At 39.2% G+C, this 23683-nt stretch carries 20 protein-coding genes and 1 pseudogene; 20 read left to right on the forward strand and 1 reads right to left on the reverse strand.

Translation table 11 applies throughout. The features are described 5' to 3' along the window. Positions 1-182 (forward strand): annotated as a pseudogene (locus KK060_RS18075) (gliding motility-associated ABC transporter ATP-binding subunit GldA); the annotation flags it as partial. A gap of 18 nt (positions 183-200) precedes the next feature. Here the strand turns inward: KK060_RS18075 and KK060_RS18080 are convergent. Then, positions 201-1610, reverse strand: a complete 1410-nt coding sequence (locus KK060_RS18080; protein ID WP_254155183.1) for a serine hydrolase domain-containing protein — start codon at positions 1608-1610, stop codon at positions 201-203. Between the two features lie 80 nt (positions 1611-1690). Between KK060_RS18080 and KK060_RS18085 the strand changes: the two genes are divergently transcribed. From KK060_RS18085 to KK060_RS18175, 19 genes are all read left to right on the forward strand, one after another. Next, a complete protein-coding gene (locus tag KK060_RS18085) occupies positions 1691-2488 on the forward strand; it encodes a TIGR02757 family protein (protein WP_254155184.1) in 798 nt (265 codons plus the stop codon). Positions 2489-3016: 528 nt separating this feature from the next. Next, positions 3017-4267 carry a c-type cytochrome gene (locus KK060_RS18090; RefSeq protein WP_254155185.1) on the forward strand — a complete coding sequence of 417 codons (1251 nt, stop codon included), beginning with the start codon at positions 3017-3019 and terminating at the stop codon, positions 4265-4267. A 44-nt stretch (positions 4268-4311) separates the two neighbouring features. Continuing rightward, positions 4312-7413 (forward strand): TAT-variant-translocated molybdopterin oxidoreductase, encoded by a 3102-nt coding sequence (locus KK060_RS18095; protein ID WP_254155186.1) that lies wholly within the window; start codon positions 4312-4314, stop codon positions 7411-7413. A gap of 41 nt (positions 7414-7454) precedes the next feature. Then, entirely contained in the window at positions 7455-8861 is a 1407-nt protein-coding gene (nrfD, locus tag KK060_RS18100; RefSeq protein WP_254155187.1) for an NrfD/PsrC family molybdoenzyme membrane anchor subunit, read from the forward strand. 30 nt (positions 8862-8891) lie between these two features. Next, the gene (locus tag KK060_RS18105) at positions 8892-9422 is read left to right on the forward strand and encodes a DUF3341 domain-containing protein (RefSeq protein WP_254155188.1); all 531 of its coding nucleotides are present in this window, start codon (positions 8892-8894) and stop codon (positions 9420-9422) included. A 6-nt stretch (positions 9423-9428) separates the two neighbouring features. Beyond that, complete coding sequence (locus KK060_RS18110; RefSeq protein WP_254155189.1) at positions 9429-10085, forward strand: c-type cytochrome; 657 nt, start codon at positions 9429-9431, stop codon at positions 10083-10085. A gap of 55 nt (positions 10086-10140) precedes the next feature. Beyond that, complete coding sequence (locus KK060_RS18115) at positions 10141-11544, forward strand: quinol:cytochrome C oxidoreductase (RefSeq protein ID WP_254155190.1); 1404 nt, start codon at positions 10141-10143, stop codon at positions 11542-11544. A 13-nt stretch (positions 11545-11557) separates the two neighbouring features. After that, positions 11558-12631, forward strand: a complete 1074-nt coding sequence (locus tag KK060_RS18120) for a cytochrome c oxidase subunit II (RefSeq protein ID WP_254155191.1) — start codon at positions 11558-11560, stop codon at positions 12629-12631. 17 nt (positions 12632-12648) lie between these two features. Beyond that, entirely contained in the window at positions 12649-14535 is a 1887-nt protein-coding gene (locus KK060_RS18125) for a cytochrome c oxidase subunit I (RefSeq protein ID WP_254155192.1), read from the forward strand. Positions 14536-14614: 79 nt separating this feature from the next. Further along, on the forward strand, positions 14615-15625 hold the full coding sequence (locus KK060_RS18130; RefSeq protein WP_254155193.1) for a COX15/CtaA family protein: 1011 nt from the start codon (positions 14615-14617) through the stop codon (positions 15623-15625). A 1-nt stretch (position 15626) separates the two neighbouring features. Continuing rightward, positions 15627-16523, forward strand: a complete 897-nt coding sequence (gene cyoE / locus KK060_RS18135; RefSeq protein ID WP_254155194.1) for a heme o synthase — start codon at positions 15627-15629, stop codon at positions 16521-16523. A gap of 19 nt (positions 16524-16542) precedes the next feature. Then, positions 16543-17127: a cytochrome c oxidase subunit 3 gene (locus KK060_RS18140; protein WP_254155195.1), complete on the forward strand. Its 585-nt coding sequence runs from the start codon at positions 16543-16545 to the stop codon at positions 17125-17127. 14 nt (positions 17128-17141) lie between these two features. Continuing rightward, positions 17142-17915, forward strand: a complete 774-nt coding sequence (locus KK060_RS18145) for a cytochrome c oxidase subunit 3 (RefSeq protein WP_254155196.1) — start codon at positions 17142-17144, stop codon at positions 17913-17915. Positions 17916-17941: 26 nt separating this feature from the next. Then, the gene (locus KK060_RS18150; protein ID WP_254155197.1) at positions 17942-18280 is read left to right on the forward strand and encodes a cytochrome C oxidase subunit IV family protein; all 339 of its coding nucleotides are present in this window, start codon (positions 17942-17944) and stop codon (positions 18278-18280) included. 65 nt (positions 18281-18345) lie between these two features. Beyond that, positions 18346-18834, forward strand: coding sequence for a hypothetical protein (locus KK060_RS18155; protein ID WP_254155198.1), 489 nt, complete (start codon positions 18346-18348; stop codon positions 18832-18834). 1 nt (position 18835) lies between these two features. Next, positions 18836-19372 (forward strand): DUF420 domain-containing protein, encoded by a 537-nt coding sequence (locus KK060_RS18160; protein ID WP_254155199.1) that lies wholly within the window; start codon positions 18836-18838, stop codon positions 19370-19372. Between the two features lies 1 nt (position 19373). Further along, positions 19374-19628 (forward strand): hypothetical protein, encoded by a 255-nt coding sequence (locus KK060_RS18165; RefSeq protein WP_254155200.1) that lies wholly within the window; start codon positions 19374-19376, stop codon positions 19626-19628. After that, positions 19588-19971, forward strand: coding sequence for a DUF983 domain-containing protein (locus KK060_RS18170; RefSeq protein ID WP_254155201.1), 384 nt, complete (start codon positions 19588-19590; stop codon positions 19969-19971). The genes KK060_RS18165 and KK060_RS18170 overlap by 41 nt, the downstream gene beginning before the upstream one ends. A gap of 30 nt (positions 19972-20001) precedes the next feature. Further along, positions 20002-23649, forward strand: coding sequence for a sensor histidine kinase (locus KK060_RS18175; protein ID WP_254155202.1), 3648 nt, complete (start codon positions 20002-20004; stop codon positions 23647-23649). The last annotated feature ends 34 nt before the right edge of the window (positions 23650-23683 follow it).

Below are 23683 nucleotides of genomic sequence, written 5' to 3' on the forward strand. Positions count from 1 at the left end.
CAATAGCAGGTGTTAAAGAAGTGATGGAAATTTCATCCAATACCTATCGGATCACGAGCACGGAAGAAAAGGACCTTCGTCCTGAAATTTTCAGGTTCGCTGCCGACAGAAATCTTTCTATGGTAGGGTTGAAACAGGAGAAGAACTCCCTTGAAAGTATTTTTCAAGAGCTGACCAAGTAGCTTACTTTTTAGTAACTTCTAATATTCCTGATTTTCTATCGAAGTTTGACTATTCGGAAGTGCATTTATGATTTTTGCAAGAAACTCGTTATCATCAAGATAATTGCCTTGCGAGAGGCTTAGTTTCACCACCACTAATTTTTTTGATGGAAGTATAAAGACGTTTTGTCCTTCAAAACCATCAGCCCAATACAAATCTGTAGGAACGCTTGGGTAATATCGTAACTCCGGTTTTCCGGGGGCACCTGCATTTAACCAGAATTGCGCACCATATTGTCCTCTATCAGCACCACGTGCAGGTGTAGTTGTGTATTTTACCCATCCTTCTGGTAGTATGCGTTCGCCATTCCATACACCATCATTTAAATACAAGAGTCCAAATCTGGCCCAATCTCTCGCCGTTCCAAATGAGTATGAAGAACCAACGAAAGTGCCGGATGCGTCTGGTTCCAGCGTTGTATTAAACATTCCAATCTTATAAAATAACTCCGTGTAGGGAAACTGATAATAGTTCTGATCACCAATAGCGTCTCTTACAATCCTGGAAATTATATTAGTAGTACCACTTGAGTAATAGAAGACCTTTCCCGGTTCGTTAGCCAATGGTACGTCAGCCGCATATGTTCCCATTGCCTTCTTCTTAAAAAGCATGTTGGTAGCGCCGCTAGGGCCACTATAATTCTCCTCCCATTTTAATCCGGAGCTGGCATGCATCAGGTCATTTAAAGTAATCCTGTTTCGGTCATCATTCTTCCATTCACCAACAGGGGCAGGTTCATTTACGTCTAGTTTGCCTTGCTTTACAAGAATACCCACAAGTGCATTGGTTATACTTTTGGTCATTGACCACCCGATCAACTTTGATTCTGTGGTAAAGCCAGGTGCATAGCGCTCTGCAATTATTTTTCCGTTATGTACTACAATCACGGCTCTTGTTCGCCGTAGCTTTTTTGGCCCTGGTTCTGCAAAGGCAGTTTCTAATACAGCTTCAAGTGTCTCATGCTTTGTACTTTCATTAATTGAATCCATTATTAGATTTCCAGTAGGCCATGCGACAGTATCCTGATTAACACGGGGAGGAGCAGGGATGTTAATCTTTTGATTTCTGAGGTCTTCCTCGTCCATTTCTGCAATTAAAGTGCATCCTAATCCCTTGCGATAAATGGCTTTTCTCTTCGCAAGGCCGAATACAGTACCAGTTGTTGAAGAGTCATTGAAGTTAACAGAGAATGAACCAAGGTGAAGCGGGAATTTGCCCAACTCGTTTTTAATAACATCTTCAGCGTTTCGTTGAGCAAGCATTACGCATGAACACATGTTTTTAGCTCCATAACCGCTTATTATCGGAAATGCTCTCCATACATAAAAGAGAGCATAAGCAATTATAAGTAACAGGGAAATAAGGAGGATACGCTTTAAGATTTTCATCAATAGAAGTATAGAGTCATTGCTGCTAAATTATTTAAAGATTGTAGGATTTACATTAATCTTGTAAAAATCAAATTGCATTGGCGCGCAGGTTAACTATTTCAGAACTAAAAGAATTCCTGGATGAGAAAACGGATCAATACAACGTTGAAGGCTTTATAGAGAATGATCCTGTTTCAATTCCTCATGAGTTTAAGAAGAAACAGGATATCGAAATTGCTGGTTTTTTTGCAGCAGTACTTGCCTGGGGGCAGCGGGTAACAATTATAAGGAAATGCCGTGAGCTTTTAGAACGGATGGATAACGATCCTTATAAATTCATTCTTAATCACAGAGAGAAAGATTTAAAGCAATTTGAGGATTTTAAACACAGGACTTTTAGCAGTACGGATGCTCTATATTTTATTGAAGCCTTAAAATCTATTTACTCACAGTATCCATCGCTCGAAGAGGCTTTCAAGGTACCGCAAGAAGCTGAGAATATTGAAGCGGGCCTCGTTCAATTCCATCATCTCTTCTTTAGTTTGGAGCACCATCCCCATCGCACCAAGAAGCATTTGCCGACACCCGAAAGGAAGTCGACCTGTAAGCGACTCAATATGTACCTAAGATGGATGGTTAGAGCTGATAATAAAGGTGTTGACTTTGGAATATGGAAAAAGATCTCTCCATCTCAGCTGATATGCCCATGTGACCTTCATGTAGATCGTGTATCCAGAAGACTTAAACTTATTAAAAGAAAGCAAACAGACTGGTTAACAGCAGTTGAGTTAACAAATAACCTGAAGAAGTTTGATCCGATAGATCCCGTAAAGTATGATTTTGCATTATTTGGTTTAGGTATAGAGGAGGGGTGGTCGAAGTTGAAGTTGGATTAACAAACATTAAGGCCATATTAGAAAGACGTGTCGCTGTAAAATGCGCGTTTAATTTTTCTAAGATATTAACGAATAAAGGTTAAGTTTGAAAAGGCTTAATTCTTAGGCATTAGAACCGGAAGCCGGAAAGGCTTAGATAACCTGCAGGAGAACAATGAGGAGTTTATGAAGGCAAAACAAGGTTTTTAAATAAATTAGATATACCGACTCTTTAAGATATAAGTTAAGATAAATACAGTGATAGTAAGTAGTTGTACGTTGCCTTAAGTACTTCTACTTATTTAGTAGTTATTAAACTGAAGAAGAGTCCTTCAAAAAGGGTGATGTCAATTTAAAATCGTTCTAAATTAATAATTTCTCGCTTCTTGTTCGCTTTCTGTAACTACCTTTCGCGGCCGATTTCGCGCCTTGTGATCGAGCCTTTAAAATATTGATAAAATATTGTGCAGAACCATAAATAAATTTGAAAAAATGAGTTCCGATAGTAGATTTGTGCCACTTGTTTTGGAAACGGACACTAACCTAATCATGATAAATAATTACCTTTATTCATCGTACAAGTCCTTCATATTAGTTTTCCTTCTCTCATTATTTAGTTTCACCGCTTTTTCCCAGGATATTCCATCAGAACCTGCTGCGATTTCAGCTGGAGAACAACTATTTAACGGAAACTGTAAGGCCTGTCACCGTGTAAATCAGAAACTGGTTGGCCCAGCATTGGCAGGCGTATACGATAGGGCTCCTTCCATTGACTGGATCAAGTCTTTTATAAAGAATTCTTCTGCCGTGATTGCAAGCGGAGATCAGTACGCTGTGAACTTGTTTAACGAGTACAACAAGACACAGATGACTGCTTTCACAAGCTTTAAGGATCAGGACATCATGAACATCCTGGCCTATATTAAGGCTGAAGCAGGAAAAGCACAGGCAGGACCAGATGGAGGTGGACAAGACGGAGGCGCGCCAGTACCTCCTCAAGGCGGAGATACTGCACCAAAATATCTTAACATCATTCTGATAGGAATGGTGATCATCCTCATTCTGCTCGTTATCATATTAGGCTTCTTGATTTCTGCTATCAAGCGTTTCCTCGATCAAAAAACTTTAACAGAAGAAGAAAGAGAAGTTGTACATTCTCCTATTACGGCAGGATCAATCACAAGAAGTCCTGGTTTCATCTTCGCTGTTACATTTATTGTTGCGGCACTTGGTTTCAAGACAGTAATTAATGGTTTATACTCTGTTGGTATTCAACAAGGTTATGCACCAAAACAACCAATTGCATTCTCACACAAAGTACACGCGGGTCAGTATGAAATTGACTGTAAATATTGCCACACTGGTGTAATGAAGTGGCAAAGCGCAACAATTCCTTCTGTAAATATTTGTATGAATTGTCATAATCAGATTAAGTCAGGTACAAATACAGGCGAAGGAGAGATAGCAAAAATTGTAAGAGCCTATAATGAGAATAAACCTATTGAATGGGTTCGCATTCACAATCTGCCTGATTTGGCATACTTTAACCACGCGCAGCACGTAAATGTTGGTGGTGTTGAATGCCAGACCTGCCATGGTCCTATTCAGGAAATGGATGTAGTTCGCCAGCATTCTTTATTAACAATGGGATGGTGTATTGACTGCCATAGAAAAACCGATGTTAATGCAAAAGGTAATGCGTATTACGATAAGCTAGTTGAATTACATAATAAGACATCTAAGCAACCAATGAAAGTTGAAGACATTGGTGGTCTTGAATGTTCTAAATGTCACTATTAAGAAGAAAAGATTAGTCTAGATCTAGAAGATATAGTATTAAACAGATGAAAGATTCTAAGAAGGTTTACTGGAAAGGCATCGAGCAACTCAAAAATTCTTCTGAGTTTGTAAAAAATGCTAACGCAGAATTTGCTCAACCTGGTCCGGAAGAAGATTTAGGTCACTCACGCAGAGATTTCTTAAAGATGATGGGATTTGGTGTTGCTGCAGCTTCATTGGCTGCCTGCGAAGCCCCTATCAGAAAAGCAATTCCATATGTGCAGAAACCTGTTGATGTAGAGCCAAGTCTTCCAAACTACTACGCGTCTACATATATTAACGGTGGTGATTATTGCAGCATTGTTGTTAAAACACGCGAAGGTCGTCCTATAAAGATTGATGGTAACGCGTTATCATCAGTAACACAAGGCGGCGTTAATGCACAAGTTGAAGCTTCAGTTCTTTCATTATACGATAACTCAAGACTTCGCGGGCCAAAGGCAGCAGGTAAGAAGATCGATTGGGCAGATCTAGATAGTCAAGTTATTGCAAAGCTTAACGAGATTGCCGGAAAGGGTGGTCAGATAAGAATTATCAGTTACAGTATTTTAAGCCCGAGTACAAAAGCTGTAATTGAAAGATTTAAAACAAAATATCCTACTACACAGCACATTCAATACGATCAAACTTCACATTACGGAATTGTAAAAGCTAATGAGGAGTCTATTGGCAGTGCTATTTTCCCTTCTTATGATTTCAGCAAGGCAAATACTATAGTAAGTATAGCTGCGGATTTTCTTAACAGCTGGGGATCTACAATAGAGAATACAAAGCAGTATGCTAAGACACGTGACGTTTCTGACGATAAGAAAGTAATGTCACGTCACTACCAGTTTGAGTCTATATTGTCAATTACTGGTGCAAATGCTGATTATAGAACACAAATTAAACCTTCTGAAGAGGGTGCGGTTGCGATACAAATTTATAATACAATCGCTTCCAAAGCAGGACGTCCTACAATTTCAGGAGGTATTGAAAAGCCAAATGTAGCTAAGGCTGCAGAAGAATTATGGGCTAACCGCGGAAAGGCGTTAGTAGTTGCAGGTTCTAATGATAAGTCAGTACAGACAATCATTAATGCGATCAACGATATGCTTGGAAGTTATGGAACCACCATTCTTCCTAATATCCCTGTGAACTTTAAACAAGGCAACGATGCTGCAATGGCAGCTTTCGTTTCAGATCTAAAAGCAGGAAAGATAGAAGGTGTAATCTTCTTAAACAGCAACCCTGTATACGATCATCCAATGGGACAGGAAATTGCCGAAGGATTAAAAACAATTAATCTCTCTATAGCAACAGGTTATAAGGAGGAAGAAACTGCTGCGGCAGCTCCTTCGATCTTTATTGCCCCTGATCATCACTACCTGGAATCATGGAATGATGCAGAACCTAAGAGAGGTTTCTATAGCCTTTCTCAACCTACCATCACACCAATATTTAAGTCACGTGCTGCACAAGAAAGCTTACTTATTTGGGCTGGTGAGACTAACGCTGATTACTTTGAATTTGTAAAAAATAACTGGAGAAATTGGTTCTATACAAACCAATCAATGGACTTCCAGACCTTCTGGGATAAATGTCTGTACGATGGTATTTATGAGCAACCAATTCAGGGATCGGGCTCTGTTTCTTTTACAGGAGATGTAAATGCAGCAGCAAGAGCAATAGCAAGCAACTATAAGTCTGAAGGATTCGAAGTTGTCTTTTTTGAAAATGGTACAGTTGGAAATGGCTCGCAAGCCAACAACCCACTTTTGCAAGAGCTACCTGATCCTATTACAAAGGCCGTTTGGGATCACTACGCAACTGTATCTCCTAAAGATGCGAAGGAGATTTCTTTCGATGAGAGCTTTACCAAATTCGCTTCAATAACTATCAACGGTAAAACAGTTAAAGTGCCAGTACTGGTACAGCCTGGTCAAACACCGGGAACAATTGGATTGCCAGTTGGTTACGGTCGTACAAAAGCAGGTAAAGTTGCTGATGGAATAGGGGTAAATGCTTATCCATTAGTAGCAATGGTTAACGGATCATTGAGCTACAGTGCAACTAATATTAAGTTCGAGATCACATCTGAAAATTATCAGATTGCTCAAACTCAAACACATGAGACTCACATGAATCGTCAAACTGTAATACAGGAGACGACGCTTGATAAATATCAGGATGGTAGCTTTAAAGAAGATCACTACCAGCCAATGATCAATACATGGAAAGATCCTGATCACAAGATGGATCCGGAGAAGCTTTCATTATGGAAAGGTCACGATTATAAGAAGCATCATTGGGGAATGGCAATTGACCTCAACACCTGTACAGGTTGTGGTGCTTGCGTAGTTGCATGTAACGTGGAAAATAACGTGTCTCTTGTTGGCCGTGATGAAGTAATTAAGAGAAGAGAGATGCACTGGTTACGTATTGACCGCTACTACAGCAGTGATGCGGCACCGGATGATTGGAAAGGACTTGAAGATGCAGCTGAGAATCCTGAAGTAGTATTCCAGCCGATGCTATGTCAGCATTGCAATAATGCACCATGTGAAACCGTATGTCCTGTTGCTGCAACAACACACAGTACTGAAGGTTTGAACCAAATGGCTTATAACCGTTGCATTGGTACTCGTTACTGCGCTAACAACTGTCCTTATAAAGTAAGACGTTTTAACTGGTTTAAATATCACGACAACAAACAGTTCCAGGACGTGAATCCGGCGATGAATACCGATCTAGGTAAGATGGTATTAAATCCGGACGTAACAATCCGTTCACGCGGTGTAATGGAAAAATGTACATTTTGTGTACAACGCATCCAGGCTGGTAAATTAAATGCGAAAAAAGAACGCAGAGATGTTAGAGACGGTGAGGTAGTAACTGCTTGTTCTGCTGCCTGCTCTACTGGTGCGATTGTTTTCGGAGATATGAATGATCCTGAAAGCAAAGTTGCAAAACTGTTAAAGATCAGACCGCTTTATCCTGAGAGACCGCTTATCAACGATAAGGAATCTGATAATCCACGTGCATACAGTGTACTGGAAGAAATTAACACACGTCCTAATATCTGGTACCTCACAAAGGTTAGAAATAAGGATACTAATAAAGCTTAAGAATAAAGAAGAAGTAAATAACGGATAACGTATAAACGACAATGGCAGTAACTTCGGCAGTTCGCGACCCGCTTATCACAGGAGGGAAAACCGTAGGGGATGTTTCTCATGACATTAGCCGTCATGTGGAAAACAAACCAACACGCTCATGGTATTTAGCCATGGCAATTTCTCTGGTACTTTTTGCCTATGGTCTTTACTGTGTTTGCACAGTTCTCTGGCAAGGTATCGGGATGTGGGGTCTTAATAAAACAGTAGGTTGGGCGTGGGATATTACAAACTTCGTATGGTGGGTTGGTATCGGTCACGCAGGAACATTGATATCTGCAATTCTTTTACTATTCCGTCAGCGTTGGAGAATGTCAATCAACAGAGCCGCAGAGGCAATGACGATCTTCGCCGTAATTTGTGCTGCAACGTTCCCTTTGATTCACATGGGGCGTTTGTGGTTAGGATTCTATTGGGCACTTCCACTTCCAAACACATTCGGTTCGCTTTGGACGAACTTTAACTCTCCTCTACTTTGGGACGTATTCGCGATCTCTACATATTTCACAGTATCATTGGTTTTCTGGTACATCGGTCTTATTCCTGATTTCGCAACAATTCGCGACAGGGCAGTAAGGCAAGGAAAGAAAGTTCGTGCAATTGTTTATAACACGCTTAGCTTTGGCTGGCAAGGTGGTGCAAAAACATGGATGAGATATGAAGCAGTTGCATTGATATTAGCCGGGCTTTCTACACCACTTGTATTGTCTGTGCATACAATCGTATCCATGGACTTTGCAACATCTGTAATACCAGGATGGCATACTACTATATTTCCTCCGTACTTCGTTGCCGGTGCGATTTTCTCGGGCTTCGCTATGGTGTTAACCCTGCTGTTGATTACGCGTGCACTATTTAAACTTGAGGATTATATTACCATCTATCACATTGAACTGATGAACATCATCATTATTGTTACAGGTTCAATTGTGGGGGTTGCTTACATCACAGAGTTGTTTATTTCGTGGTACTCAGGTGTAGAATATGAAGGTTATGCATTCTACAATCGTGTATCTGGTCCATACGCATGGTCATACTGGTCTATGATGACTTGTAATGTAATCTCTCCTCAGCTTTTCTGGATTAAGAAGATCAGAACAAGTATTGTAGCAACATTTGTATTGTCAATAATTGTAAATATAGGAATGTGGTTTGAACGCTTCGTAATCATTGTTACTTCATTGCATAGGGATTATGTTCCTTCAAGCTGGACAATGTTTCACCCGACAATGTATGATATAGGTGAATACGTATTTACTTTCGGATTGTTCTTCTCAGCATTCTTACTGTTTGCTAAGTTCTTTCCTGTGATTAATATGGCAGAAGTAAAGAGTATTGTGAAATCAACTTCTGAGGGGACACAAGGCACACCAAGAGAAGTAGATCAAACAAGACATTAATATTTTCCGATAACTACAGTTATAAGATAAATGGAAGCAAATAAGAATTATATAGTAGGAGTTTTTGAGGATGAAGATGTGCTGCTTGATGCTGTAACAACAGTAAGAAACTCTGGTGTGAAGATACATGAAGTATATTCTCCATTTCCTGTACACGGCCTTGAGACGGCTTTGGGGTATAAGAGAAGCAGACTACCAATTGCGGCTTTCTTTTTTGGACTGACAGGTACCACACTCGCATTGACGATGCAGATCTGGATGCTTGGGTTCGACTGGCCCATGATTATTGGTGGTAAAAACTTTGTCTCTCTACCTCCTTTTATTCCAGTTACGTTCGAATTGACAGTACTTCTTGCGGCATTAGGTATGGTTGCCACTTTCATGATAGTAAGTGACATGAAGCCTTATAAATGGCCTCAGCAGTTTGATGTGAGAAGTACAGACGATAAACATGTAATGGCAATTGATCTAGCTACTAATTCAGGGAAGACTACTGACGACCTCAGCAGCTTGCTGAAGAAAGTTGGAGCTTCGGAAGTTAATCTAAAGAGTTTTGAATAATAAGATATGCGCTTAGTAAAAAGCTTATTAATAGGATTTGCAGGAATTTCACTACTGGCTTCATGTAGCGCTGGAGGTGATGATCAGGGAACTGAGTATGCTCCTAACATGTACCATTCTGTAGCTTATGAACCTTATAAGCAGATTACAGATAAGGAAGCAGGACGTTGGGTAACGTCAATTGAATATCCTGATAATCATGCGGAGTATTACAATTCAAATAATTTCAATCCGTTCCGCATGAATATGAGGACGCCTCCTGCCAATACAGTTAAACGTAATGCCCAAGGATGGTTGCCTTATCGTTTGCCAAATGATTCAACTGGTTTAAGGCTTGCCGATAGATTAAAGAATCCTTTGGATTCTACAGTTCAGGTTCTTTCTGACGGCAAAGCACTATACGAAATGTATTGCGATCATTGTCACGGTGCAAAAGGAGAAGGAGATGGTAAAGTAGCTTCTGGGGTGAAAGTTGATGGAAAGGACAAAAGTGCATACGCAGGTGTACCTAATTACAAGTCAGATGCATTGAAAGGTATTACAGAAGGACACATTTTCCATGTTATAACCTATGGTAAAAATTTAATGTGGCCACATGGCTCTCAAATAGCTCCTGAAGATCGCTGGAAGATTGCGAAGTATGTAAAAACACTACAGAAATAAATATAAGAGCAAAAGATTTAACGAATAACCGATAAACGGATAACGGAACAAAACAATGGCTCATCATCAAACAATAGTTGCAGACGAACAATACGTATACAGGACGGAGACGCGCAATAAGCTCTTTATACTATTAGGTGTAGGGGTGGCGTTATTTATCCTGGGCTTGATACTTGCCATGAGCGGAGGTGGAGATCATCACGGGGCAGAACATGGCGGCGGTCATGCTGAAACGGTAAATACAAGTAAATTAGTTGCGGGCCTTCAGGATGGACAGCAACATGATACCGAAACTTCATCTGAGGAGGATCAGCACGAGGTACCTGCAGGTCATCATGAAACTACGTATTGGGTTAAAAGATTGTTCACAACACTTTGGATGAACAATGTTTTCTTTGCAGGTCTTGGAATCATTGGTTTGTTCTTCATTGCTATTCAATATGCCGCACAGGCGGGATGGTCTGCTGGCGTACTTCGTGTACCAATGGCTATGGCCAATTGGATTCCGATTGCTGGTGTTTTAATGCTTGTTCTATGGTTTATTACAGGTCATGATATTTTCCATTGGACTCATGATTACCTGTATAAAGAAGGGGCTACGTTTGATCCGATTATAAATAAGAAAGCACCGTTTTTCTTCTGGCCAGGATCGCCAGGTGGGTTTCCGATATTCTACATTTTTAGAATGGTATTGTTCTTCGGAATGTGGTATTGGTTCTTCATCATGATCAGGAGAAATATGCTTGCAGAGGACCTGGATCCATCAACATCATATTGGTATAAGAACAGGGTTGTATCTACGGTATTCCTTATCTTCTTTGGTGTAAGTTCTTCAATAGCAGCCTGGGATTGGGTAATGAGTATTGATACGCATTGGTTCAGTACAATGTTTGGCTGGTATGTATTTGCAAGCTGGTGGGTAACCGGTCTAGCAATGATCACTTTAATTGTTGCTTATTTGAAGAGCGCGGGGTATCTGAAAGTTGTGAATGAGAATCACTTACACGATTTAGGAAAATTCTGCTTTGCGTTCTCAATCTTCTGGACATACATATGGTTCGGTCAATTCCTGTTGATTTATTATGCGAACATTCCTGAAGAATCTGTTTACTTTATTGAGCGTATAACAACAAGTCCTTACGGCTGGATATTTTATACCAGTCTTATCCTAAACTTCGTATTGCCTTTCTTGTTATTAATGACAAGAGATGCAAAACGCCAGGTATCTATGCTAAAGGTTGTTTGTCCGATTATCATTGTAGGTCACTGGTTTGATTTCTATAACATGGTAACACCGGGAGTTATGCAACTACAAGGGGGACTGGGTTTCCTCGAAATAGGATTGTCCTTGGTATTCCTTGCTGTGTTCCTGTTGGTTGTTTTAAGCAGTTTAGCAAAGCATCCATTGGTTGGTAAAAATCATCCGATGTTACAAGAAAGTCTTCATCATCACATTTAACAGATAGCGATTTATGACGAGTTTGATAATAGGTTTAGGTGTAATTCTGATTCTATATATATTTTATCTAATATTCAGAGTTAGCAACCTGGTTAGTATTGCAAAAGGAAGAAAGACTGACCGCGTAGATGAATCAAATGGGGTTCATGCAATTCTGTTTGTTGTGTTCATGGTGATAAGCTTAGGAGTATTCTTCTGGTATTCATATACCTTCTTCGATGATTACACATTGCCAATAGCATCTGAACATGCTGTTAAAACTGACAGTGTTTTCTGGATTACAATGGCTGTGACGGTAATAGCATTTTCTATCATCAGTATTGTAATGTTCATCTTTGTTTACAAGTACCAGTATAAGGAAGGTAACAGAGCCAAATTTTATCCAGACAACCACTATCTGGAATTAACATGGACGATTATTCCTGCTATCGTTCTTGCTATACTAATCTTTACAGGTCTTCGTGCCTGGAATGAGATAACCAGTCCTGCTTCAAAGGAAGCTGAGGTTATTGAAGTTGTTGCGCAGCAGTTTGCATGGACAGCAAGATACCCAGGTATCAAGGATAATGAGTTAGGCAAGTATAACTTCAAATTGATTGACCCGATTAATGAATTTGGGTTGGATCTTTCGGATAAGAACTCTTTTGATGATTTTAAGTCGTTGGAGCTTCATCTGCCAAAAGGAAAAGAAGTTTTATTAAAGATCAGAGCAAAAGATGTAATTCATTCTGTATTCCTTCCTCACTTCCGTGTGAAGATGGACGCCGTACCTGGAATGCCTACACAATTTAAATTCGTAGCTACAAAAACTACGCAAGAGATGCGCGATGAGATTGGAAATCAGAATTTCAACTATGAGCTTGCTTGTACTGAAATCTGCGGTCGTGGTCACTTCTCTATGAAAATGCCTGTGTTTGTTCATGAAGAGGAAGAATATGAACAATGGAAAAAAACACAGGAAGCCTGGTTAAAGCAAAATCCTGACTATCTGAAGAAGGTTCCGGCAGCTTTGCAGGAAGCTGCAATGATCAAAGCAGGTCTTCAGGAAGATCCAGGGAACACGGTAGCGGAGAACGAAGTAAAATAAGTAAAAGAAATTAGAACATGGCAACAACAGATATTCACACCCATCTCGATGTTCACCACCATGATGATCATAGCCATGATCACGAACATCATGAAGGAAATTTTTGGACAAAATATATCTTCAGTGAAGACCATAAGGTAATTGGAAAACAATTCCTTTTTACCGGTATTTTCTGGGCATTGATAGGCGGTACGCTTTCAGTGATTTTTAGATTGCAACTGGGTTTTCCTGATGCAAATCTTGATTGGTTAAGGCCGATATTAGGAGAATGGATTACAGGTGAAGGCAAACTCGATCCTGAGTTTTATCTCGCCCTTGTAACAATGCACGGAACCATTATGGTATTCTTTGTCCTTACTGCTGGCTTGAGTGGTACATTCTCAAATTTCCTTATCCCATTGCAAATAGGAGCCAGAGATATGGCTTCTGGGTTCATGAACATGCTGTCATACTGGTTCTTTTTCTTGGCCAGCGTGATAATGTTTATCTCTTTCTTCCTTGAGACAGGGCCTGCCGGTGGTGGATGGACCATCTATCCTCCGTTAAGCGCGTTGCCGCAAGCTATTAAAGGTTCGGGTACCGGTATGACGATGTGGCTTGTATCGATGGCGTTGTTTATCGTAAGCCAGCTTTTAGGTGGTATAAACTATATCACAACTGTTATTAACCTGAGAACACAAGGTATGTCGTTCACAAGAATGCCCCTTACAATTTGGTCATTCTTCTTTACGGCTATTATTGGTTTGCTTTCATTCCCTGTATTGTTCGCAGCTGCGTTACTGCTGATCTTTGATCGTAGTTTTGGTACCAGCTTCTATTTATCTGATATTTATATTGGCGGTGAAGCATTACCTCATACAGGAGGAAGTCCGATTTTATTCCAGCACTTATTCTGGTTCTTAGGTCACCCTGAAGTATATATTGTACTTCTGCCTGCATTAGGTATTAGCTCTGAGATTATAGCTACTAACTCTCGTAAACCAATATTTGGTTACAAAGCGATGATTGGATCAATGTTATTTATTGCTATCCTTTCATTTATCGTCTGGGCGCACCATATGTTCGTAACAGGTATGAATCCGTTCTTAGGGTCAATCTTCATGCTGTTAACACTGATCATTGCAGTGCCTTCTGCTGTGAAGATCTTTAATTACGTGACTACTTTATGGAAAGGTAATATCAGATTTACTCCTGCCATGTTGTTCTCGATTGGACTTGTGTCATTTTTCCTTACAGGAGGTATCACAGGTATATTCCTAGGTAACTCAGCTATTGATATTCAGCTTCACGATACCTATTTCGTAGTTGCACACTTTCACCTTGTAATGGGTAGTGCGTCATTCTTTGGTATGCTAGCAGGTATCTATCATTGGTTCCCTAAAATGTTCGGTCGTATGATGGATAATAGATTGGGAGCGATTCACTTCTGGTTGACATTCGTAGGTGTGTATCTTGTATTCTTTCCAATGCACTACATTGGCATAGCAGGTTTCCCTAGAAGATATTACTCATGGACTAACTTCGATACATTCAATGGGTTCTTTGATTTGAACATGCTTGTAAGTATTGCAGCGATTGCGACATTAGCGGCTCAGTTCATATTCCTTTTCAATTTCTTCTATAGCATTTTCCGTGGTCGCCTAGCGTCTACGAATCCGTGGTACTCAAATACTTTAGAGTGGACTACTCCGCGTGTTCCTGGTCATGGTAACTGGGCAGGCCCGATTCCTTCGGTTTATCGATGGCCTTATGACTACAGCAAACCAGGAGCGAAGGATGACTATATTCCTCAACATATTCCATACTCTGAAACCCCTGAATCCAATTTGCCTCATGAAAATGAGCTGATTAAACTAGAGACATCAGGTGAACAGGGAGCGATAATTGTAGAAGGAAAACACTAAACGATTTTAAATATGTAAGAGTCCAAAGTTTAAAGAGAGCTAATTTTTAAACTTTGGACTTTTCTTTTGTACAGATATTATGCGATCATTTCGCAGATTAAGCATCGGAACATTAGTTGCAGTATACGTACTGATAATGGTGGGAGGAATTGTGAGAAGCACAGGTTCTGGTATGGGATGTCCTGATTGGCCTCGGTGTTTTGGCAGCTGGGTGCCGCCAACGTCTGTTAAAGAGCTTCCTGAGAACTACAAGGAAATATATGCTGATTATCGGCATAAAAAGAATGTCAAGTTTTCGAAGTATCTTAATTTCATTGGTCTCTCAGAAACTGGAGAGAAAATATTAACCAACGAGTCTATTCTTGAAGAAGGAGATTTTAATCCTACGAAGACACTTATTGAATATGTAAACAGAATAATCGGAGTAATTATTGGCTTTCTGATTTTCGCAGTCTTTGTAAGCTCATTAAAATTCTGGAGATCACAAAGAATGTTAACCATTGTCGCCTTGCTTACCTTCCTTCTCGTTGGTTTTCAAGGCTGGATTGGCTCTTTCGTCGTATCAACCAACCTTACCCCTTGGACCGTTACAGTCCATATGTTTTTAGCTATTGTCATTGTCGCCCTACTCATTTATCTTGTTGATCAATGTGATTACGATCATTACTCCATACAAAGTCCCGTACCTTTCTGGCTATTACTGGGATGTATTGTTACGCTGCTGATACAAATATTGTTGGGTACTCAGGTGAGGGAAGCAATTGATCTGGTAGCATCAACAACGGAAAGAAGTAATTGGCTAACGTCAATTGGTACCACGTTTACTATTCATAGGTCATTTTCCTGGTTGGTGTTGATCTTACACGTTGGTTTAATTCTGATTTTGAGAAAAACTAAGGGACTAAAAGCTTTCCCGCTTACTTTAATACTGTTAATTTTGGGGACTATATTAACAGGTATAAGTATGGCTTGGTTTGCTATTCCTTCCTTTCTTCAGCCTGTTCATTTAGTACTTGCTACAATCTGTTTTGGTGTGCAGTTTATGTTGTTGTTGAAGTTAAACAGAAAAGAGGAACCCGTATTAAATTGATATGATTGCCGGACAAATTCATACTTTATCAGGGGCGTCGCTTCTACTCGCCAAGTCCAAAGCATATTACGAATTGCTTAAATTTCGTCTTTCTTTTTTAGTTGCCTTTTCATGTGCTTTTGGGTACGTTCTAGCCTCAAGAACTGTCGAACCATTAGTATTAGTAATGTTATTTATTGGGGGCTTTTTGTTATCCGGAGCGTCTTCAATAATCAATCAGATCATAGAAAGGGACCTTGATAAGCTGATGGGAAGAACCATGAGCCGTCCGTTACCTTCTGGCCGCGTTTCGGTTAATGAAGCGCTTGCGTTATGCTTTGTTTGTTTTCTATTGGGAGTTATAATTCTTTCATTATTCACTAATACACTTACTACTGTCCTATCAGTAGTTTCGATGATCTTATATGCTTTTGTTTACACGCCTCTTAAGCGAGTGGGTTCCATTGCTGTCTTTGTTGGAGCTATTCCAGGAGCGCTTCCTCCACTCTTAGGATGGATAGCATCTCGTGGAGCCATTACGCATGAAGCGTTAATTATATTTGGTATCCAATTTATTTGGCAATTCCCCCATTTTTGGGCAATAGCCTGGGTGGCGGATGAAGATTATAAAAAAGCTGGGTTTAAATTACTTCCGTCAGGTGGTGCGAAAGATCTTAACACTGCAATTCAAATCATGATCTATACGATGTGTCTTATACCCTTAGGGTTATTACCAGCAGCTTTTGGAATAACAGGTATTACGTCGGCAATTGTTGCAACAGTTTGTGGTGTACTTTTCTTTGCCCAAACCTTTTCTTTAATGCGATCAGGAGATAGAAGATCGGCATTAAAGATAATGTTCGGATCTTTTTTGTACTTACCCGTTGTTCAAATAGCGTATTTGTTAGATAAACTTTGATTAGTAGGGTAGATTAAATATGGCAGCAGATATTAAAATAGTAGAAGAAGCAAAAAAGCCACTCTCAATGCATCCGCAAAAGTTTGCTTTGTGGCTTTTTATAGTAACTGTTATCATGCTTTTTGGTGCATGGACCAGTGCTTACATTGTAAAAAGAGGAGATATTGGATGGTCTGAAATTGTGATTCCTAATCTTTTCTATGTTAATACCGGTATTATTGTATTGAGCAGTATTAGCATGGTTTGGGCTGTGAATGCGGCCAGAAAGGATAATTTGGAGAAGTTAAAGCTGGCAATCAGTATTACAACCATACTTGGTGTAGCTTTTTTAGTTGGTCAGTTTCTTGCGTATGGTGAGATGATAGCGATGAAGGAATTCTTCACTGGTGGAAATGTTTCGCATTCATTCATGTATGTGTTGAGTGGGGCGCATGCATTGCACGTGATAGGAGGGGTGGTATTTTTATTGATAGTATTAACGGCATCATTTAAAAACAAAGTACATTCAAAAAGCATGGTACGCATAGAAATGTGTGCTACCTACTGGCATTTTTTGGATATCCTTTGGCTATATTTGTTCATCTTTCTAATATTGAACCGATAAATTGAAATAAAACAATGGCAAGTACCTCAACGACTAGTGTTCAAGCACCCGGAAGAAGTATATGGGATGGCGGAGTATCACCAATGGGCGCAAGCTACGGCAAGCTCATGATGTGGTTTTTCCTTCTTTCCGATGCTTTTACTTTCTCAGCATTACTTATTACTTATGGTCTAGTGCGCTCTTCTCACCCTGGATATTCAGGTGAGGTTGAGTCTTTTGTATTCTCTCCGGAATATTGGCCAGTTCCAGAAAAAGTATTTGATGCTGTGCCATTCCTTCACGGCGTTGAACTTCCTCTTGTCTTTGTTGGTATTATGACATTTATCCTGATCATGAGTAGTGTAACCATGGTGTTGGCAGTTGAAGCCGGACATCGTATGGATCGTGCTGCTGTTGAAAAATGGATGCTCTGGACTATTATCGGAGGAATTACTTTCCTTTCTTGCCAGGCCTGGGAATGGACTCACTTTATTATTGGTACTGATGCAGGCACAGTTGTAAAACAAATTATCAATGGCCAGGAAGTAACAAGAACCATTTTTGGAGCTAACCTTATGGAAAATCAATATGGTCCTCCGGATTTTGCTGGATTCTTTTTCTTCATAACCGGATTCCATGGGTTTCACGTATTTAGTGGAGTTTGTTTAAATTTCCTCGTTTACTTCAATACAGTAATGGGAGTTTATGATAGACGTGGGCACTACGAAATGGTTGAAAAAGTTGGTTTGTACTGGCACTTTGTTGATCTTGTATGGGTGTTCGTATTTACTTTCTTCTACCTGGTTTAATTTGATAAAAAGATAATTAAGATAAGATGGCACATCACGAAGAATCACATTCCCATGTTACAGTTCTACCTCCGGATAAGGAGAAGATTAAGAAGCTTTGGACTGTAGCTGGTATTTTAGGTATTATTACTGCACTGGAATTTGCTGTAGCCTTTCTTGTGCCTCATGAATATGCTAATGTACGTGTATGGATTTTTATTACCATGACTATTGTAAAGGCTGCTTACATTGTTGGTGAGTTCATGCACTTACGTCATGAAGCAAAGGTTTTAATCTGGTCTATTCTGATACCTTTAATTTTTATTGTTTGGATGTTAGTTGCCTTTATTTACGAAGGAACATCTATATCAGATGCAAGGTTTTAATTCTTGGATATTATAAAAATATGAGAGAGGCTTAGGTTTAACCTAAGCCTCTTTATTTTCAGTACATGCGAAGTAAAAAGTTAATATTCCTGTTCGTCGCGCTGTTGCTACCAGTGTTGATTTTTGTTTTTCTCAGAATATTTGGAAAAAATCAGTTCGAAGTTCCTCTTATTTTTGAAGAAGGTGTCACTGATGTCCCTTCCGAGTGTAATTTCGAATACACCTCGCCTTATGTATTACCAGATTCACTTGTAAATAAGCTTTCCATTGCAGAAAATAAGTTGACCATTCTTACCTTTGCCAGGGAAACGCAGGCTCTTAGACGCGTTGTCGAGGGTTTGAATGATGATGGAAGGATAACCATGTTAAATGGTAACGCGCTAGGGTTCAAAAATGAAAATTTAGTTAAAAATTGCGTCTTGCTTTTAAAAAGCCCTAACGATGTCGTTCTTTTTGATGGACAAAAGCAGATCAGGGGCTATTATGATTCACGGGACAGAGATGAGCTGGACCGCCTTGAGGCTGAACTAAAAATCCTTTTGGAGAAATATTAATATGAATAAAGTAAATGCAATTCAGTCAAAAGACCCGTACAGCAAATGGGTGATTACTCTTTCTATAGCAATACCTGTTGTTGTTGCAGTATTATTCGGCATGCCTAAAGTCGAAGGATATAACTTTTCTTTTCTTCCGCCAATTTATGCTACAATAAATGGATTAACAGCTGTGTTCTTAGTTGCAGCAGTAATGGCGATAAAGAATGGAAAGCGACAACTTCATGAGCGATTGATCAAAGTCTGCATTACATTGTCTGTTTTATTTTTGGCAATGTACGTAGTCTATCACTTGACAAGCGATAGCACTCCTTTTGGTGGAGAAGGGGCAATACGGTACGTTTACTTTTTTATTCTTATTTCGCACATTTTGCTATCTATTGTTGTTATTCCTTTTGTGTTGTTCACATATGTACGAGGCGTAATTGGTAATTACGAAAAGCACAAGGCTTTGGCAAAATACACTTTCCCGCTTTGGCTTTATGTTGCTGTAACCGGTGTTGTAGTCTTTCTGATGATAAGTCCATATTACAAGTAATATGAAAAAAGTTTTGTTTATCCTATCGATTTTGATCCTTGCAATTACACACGTAGAGGCCCAATGTGCTATGTGCAGATCAACGTTAGAAAATAATTTCAGTAACGGAAATCCAGGTATAGCTTCTGGGATCAATACAGGTATTTTGTATTTGCTTTCTATGCCCTATCTGGCGGCGGCAGTAATTGGTTATCTGTGGTATAAAACAAGTAAAAATGCCAGGAAGAAATTATCTGACAGCGTTATTGCAAGGTAGATGTCCACGTTGCAGAACAGGAAAGATGTTTGCCTTTCCCGCTACTAACATTGCTAAATTTAATGTGATGCATACAGAGTGTCCTGTGTGCGAACTAAGGCTTCAGCCAGAACCAGGGTTTTACCAGGGTGCGATGTATGTAAGTTACGCATTCACCATTGCCTTTCTTGTTGTTGTAAGTGTGGTTCTTTATTACTTTGCAGGAGATCCTTCAGAGTGGGTATATATTGGTGTTTTTATAACACTCATGATTTTATTGGTGCCATTGAATTACCGTTATTCGCGCATTCTATTTCTTTATCTATTTGGAGGGATTAAATATAATCCGCCCCTCTCGAAGTAAATTCGTAAATTTAGTTTTTACTAATCTCTAATGAGTTTGAACAAAAAGTCAATCTTATACTTTATTGTTTTTATTCTATTCCTTTCTGCAGGACTTGTTACTGCTCATTTTTTCACACAACCTCAGACTGCAGAAGAAATAACCGAAGAGATAGCAATAGCTGTAGCGGAAGAGTTAAAAGAAGTAGATAAAGATCTTGAGTGGATTTCGAAAGCATCGCCTTATGACTACTATGAAAAGGCAGATGAATTTCAGTATCCTGTATTTATCTTCATTAATAGACGTTTGATCTATTGGTCGGATAATAAGTTTATACCACCTGCAGAAGTTACAGCAGATAGTGCCACTATCGGACTTATTACAACCGGAAGCGAAGCCTATCTTTTGAGAAAGAAATTTCTTGATGATGGAAGGGTAATAGTAGCCTCTATACAACTCTTGAAAAAATACCCGATTAATAATAATTATCTGACTCCTCAATACAATAAGCAGATATTACTTTCGGAAAATGTAAACGTTTTTGATTTAAGTGCTACTTCCGGTACGGAGGTTTGTGTGAGAGGTAAATGTTTTTTTAGAATAAGTTTTCAGTCAGGTGATATTCCTGCTCACCGAGATCTGAGATTTATTGCGTTTGCCTTTCTCTCTTTAGCTATCGTTGCACTTATACTACTCATCTATAGCCTTCTACCTACTATAAGAAAAAGATATTATGAGTTAGGGCTTATCTACTTGCTAGCAGTTTTTTATTTGCTACGTATTATAATGACGCAGACTGCTTTTCTTAGTAACGTTATTATTGATTCTCCATTATTTGATCCGCTGGTTTTTGCGTCCTCATCATTAAATCCCTCCCTGGCAGATCTTGTAATGAACCTTCTCGCATTGCTTGCACTCGGTTTTTATCTGTTTAGAAATTATTTTAAGTTCCACTTATTTAAGTATACTACAAGCCGTCGCATCTCATGGTATTTGGGGATCCTTTATGCAACAGGTGCTTTTTTCTCGTTACTCTTTCCGATTGTTGTAATTCAAACATTGTATAACAACTCTACAATTGTTTTAGATATAACTCAGTCTTTAAAGTTTGATGGATTAAGGATCGTTGCTATCATATCATTACTACTTTCCGGAGTGTGTGCTTTTTTGTTTTCACATGCGTTTATCAGAATGCTGGTGGCACTTAATAGTAGCGTTAAAATATTTATTTCATTGATAGCCGGTGCTGGTTTGTTTAGCTTAATTAATGAGTATACCGGCCAACAATACTTGTCTACATTAATTCTGTCCTGTGGTTATTTTTTAATTATTTACTGGTTTCACCTTTACAAGACCCTTAAGCGGCTTACGTTTGAAACTTTTGCTTACTTATTTGCTGCTATCTTTTTTCTATCCTTAAACGGCGCATTAGCTATTCAGTCATTTACGCACAAAGAGAGAATTGAGAATCAGTTTCGTTTTGCCAGCAATTTCTTAATTGATCGTGATTACTTTGGCGAGTATTTGTTACACGAGGCGTCACAGAAGATAGCAAAAGATGTTTTTACTCAAAAGCGACTTATTAGTCCTTTTTTAGGTAAGGATGCAATCAGACAAAAGATTCGTCATGTATTTCTTTCAAGTTACTTTAATAAGTATGATGTAGACATTCATATTTTTAATTCGTTGGGTGAGCCTGTTGATAACAGCAACATGAGCTTTTCTGAATTTGTAAAATTATATGATAAGGATTCATACAAAACACAATATGAAGGTATTTACTTCGTAAATAACCCCCATTCTGATGTAACACAAGAGTACTTAATCAAGGTACCTATAAGGCGTTCTGTCATTAGAATTGGTTATGTTATTGTTCAGCTTTCGCTGAAAAAGATAATACCAGAGAATGTGTATCCTGAACTTCTTGTTGACTACCGCTCGCAGCAGTCTTATAGGACCGGAGATTTAAACTACGCGATCTTCTCAGGAAAAAGCATAGTATTGACTTCAGGTAACTTTAATTATGATCGCTTTTTTCCTAGGGAGTTACTAGGGAGCATCGAGCTTTATACTAAAGGTGTCTCTTTTGCCGGTTATGACCATATTGCGGAAGATGATCAGAATGGAAGGATCGCTGTTGTATCCGCTAAACAAATTCCGTTTACATATAAGCTTTCTAACTTCTCTTTTCTTCTTGTACTCGGACTATTTATTGTTTTGATCCTTATCTTCTTTCAAGGTATATACCAGTATTTTCTTGGTGGAAGACTGTTCTTCTCAGCAAGAATACAATTGTATTTAAACCTTGCGTTTTTCATACCACTCATTATCGTGAGCATCAGCACACTCGGCCTTGCAAGTAGATCTTCTCAAGGTCAACTTGATGAGGAATACATCAGTCGAAGTAAGGTATTCAGTCAGCAGATAATTGATTACCTGGATGAGGTGAGTGATCAAAAATCTTCTGAAGGTATCACTTTGTCAAATCGTGTAAGTGATCTCGCCAAGCTATCTAATCTCGATGCCAATGTTTATAGCCCGCAAGGTTATCTGGTAGCTACAAGTCAGCCCCAGATTTTCGAAAGCAATCTCATTTCAAATTACGTCAATTCAAGGGCGTATGAAAGAATTAAGAGGGGAGAGAACTTTTTTATAGAATCAGAAAGGGTAGGAACGCTTCAATACTTTGTTTCTTATGCTGTTCTTAAATCTTCGCAGACGGGAAACATTATAGGCATCTTGGGCATTCCATTTTTTCAGTCTTCTTACATGCTTGAAAAAATCCAATCAGTAGCACTGATTAACATTCTTAATATTTTCGCCTTCATATTTATTATCCTGCTTATACTCTCTTATGTTGTTGCCGGAAGTCTGACTTTTCCGTTGCGATTTATCACACAGTCTTTAAGAAAAACTTCGCTTAATAATAATACACCACTTACTTGGGAGGCTCAGGATGAAATTGGGTTGATGGTAAAGGAGTACAACAGCATGCTTTACAAGTTAAGTGAAAGCAAAACAGAACTAGAGCAAACGCAACGGGAAAAGGCATGGAGAGAGATAGCGCAACAAGTTGCGCATGAGATTAAGAACCCACTGACACCGATGAAGCTCACCTTACAACAATTGGAGCGTAACGTGCAGCAAGGGAACAATACAACCGAACGAACACAAAGGGCCATTAGTACACTACTAACGGCGGTTGAAACGTTGAACGATATTGCATCATCTTTCAGCGGATTTGTAAAAATGCCTGCGCCTATCATTCAGGAGTTGGATATTGTAACTACTGTAAAGCGGGCTGTGGATTTACATAGCCCTACAGGTGAAATATCATTTAAATCAGCTTTAAAGGAAGCTTGGGTGTTAGGCGATAACCAATTATTAAGTCGTACCTTTTCAAATATTATTCTCAATGCTTTACAAAGTGGTAAGGTTGGGCAACACACGCATGTGCATGTAAGGGTAGAGAAGGTTTACCACCAATGCCGTATCTCGTTTGTTGACAATGGTAACGGAATGGAACCTGAAGTAGCGGAACGTATCTTTCTCCCTCATTTTACAACTAAGAAGTCAGGCTCAGGGCTTGGATTAGCAATTGCAAAACACGCTATTGAGCAAATGAAAGGAAGAATATGGTTCGAAACACAAATTGGTAAAGGCTCCTCATTTTATATAGACTTACCCTTACTTAAGTAGTAAAATGAAATAAACTTGTTACTACGTTGTAACT

Origin of the sequence: Chryseosolibacter indicum (assembly GCF_018598585.1) — a bacterium.
GTDB classification, from domain to species: domain Bacteria; phylum Bacteroidota; class Bacteroidia; order Cytophagales; family Cyclobacteriaceae; genus Chryseosolibacter; species Chryseosolibacter indicus.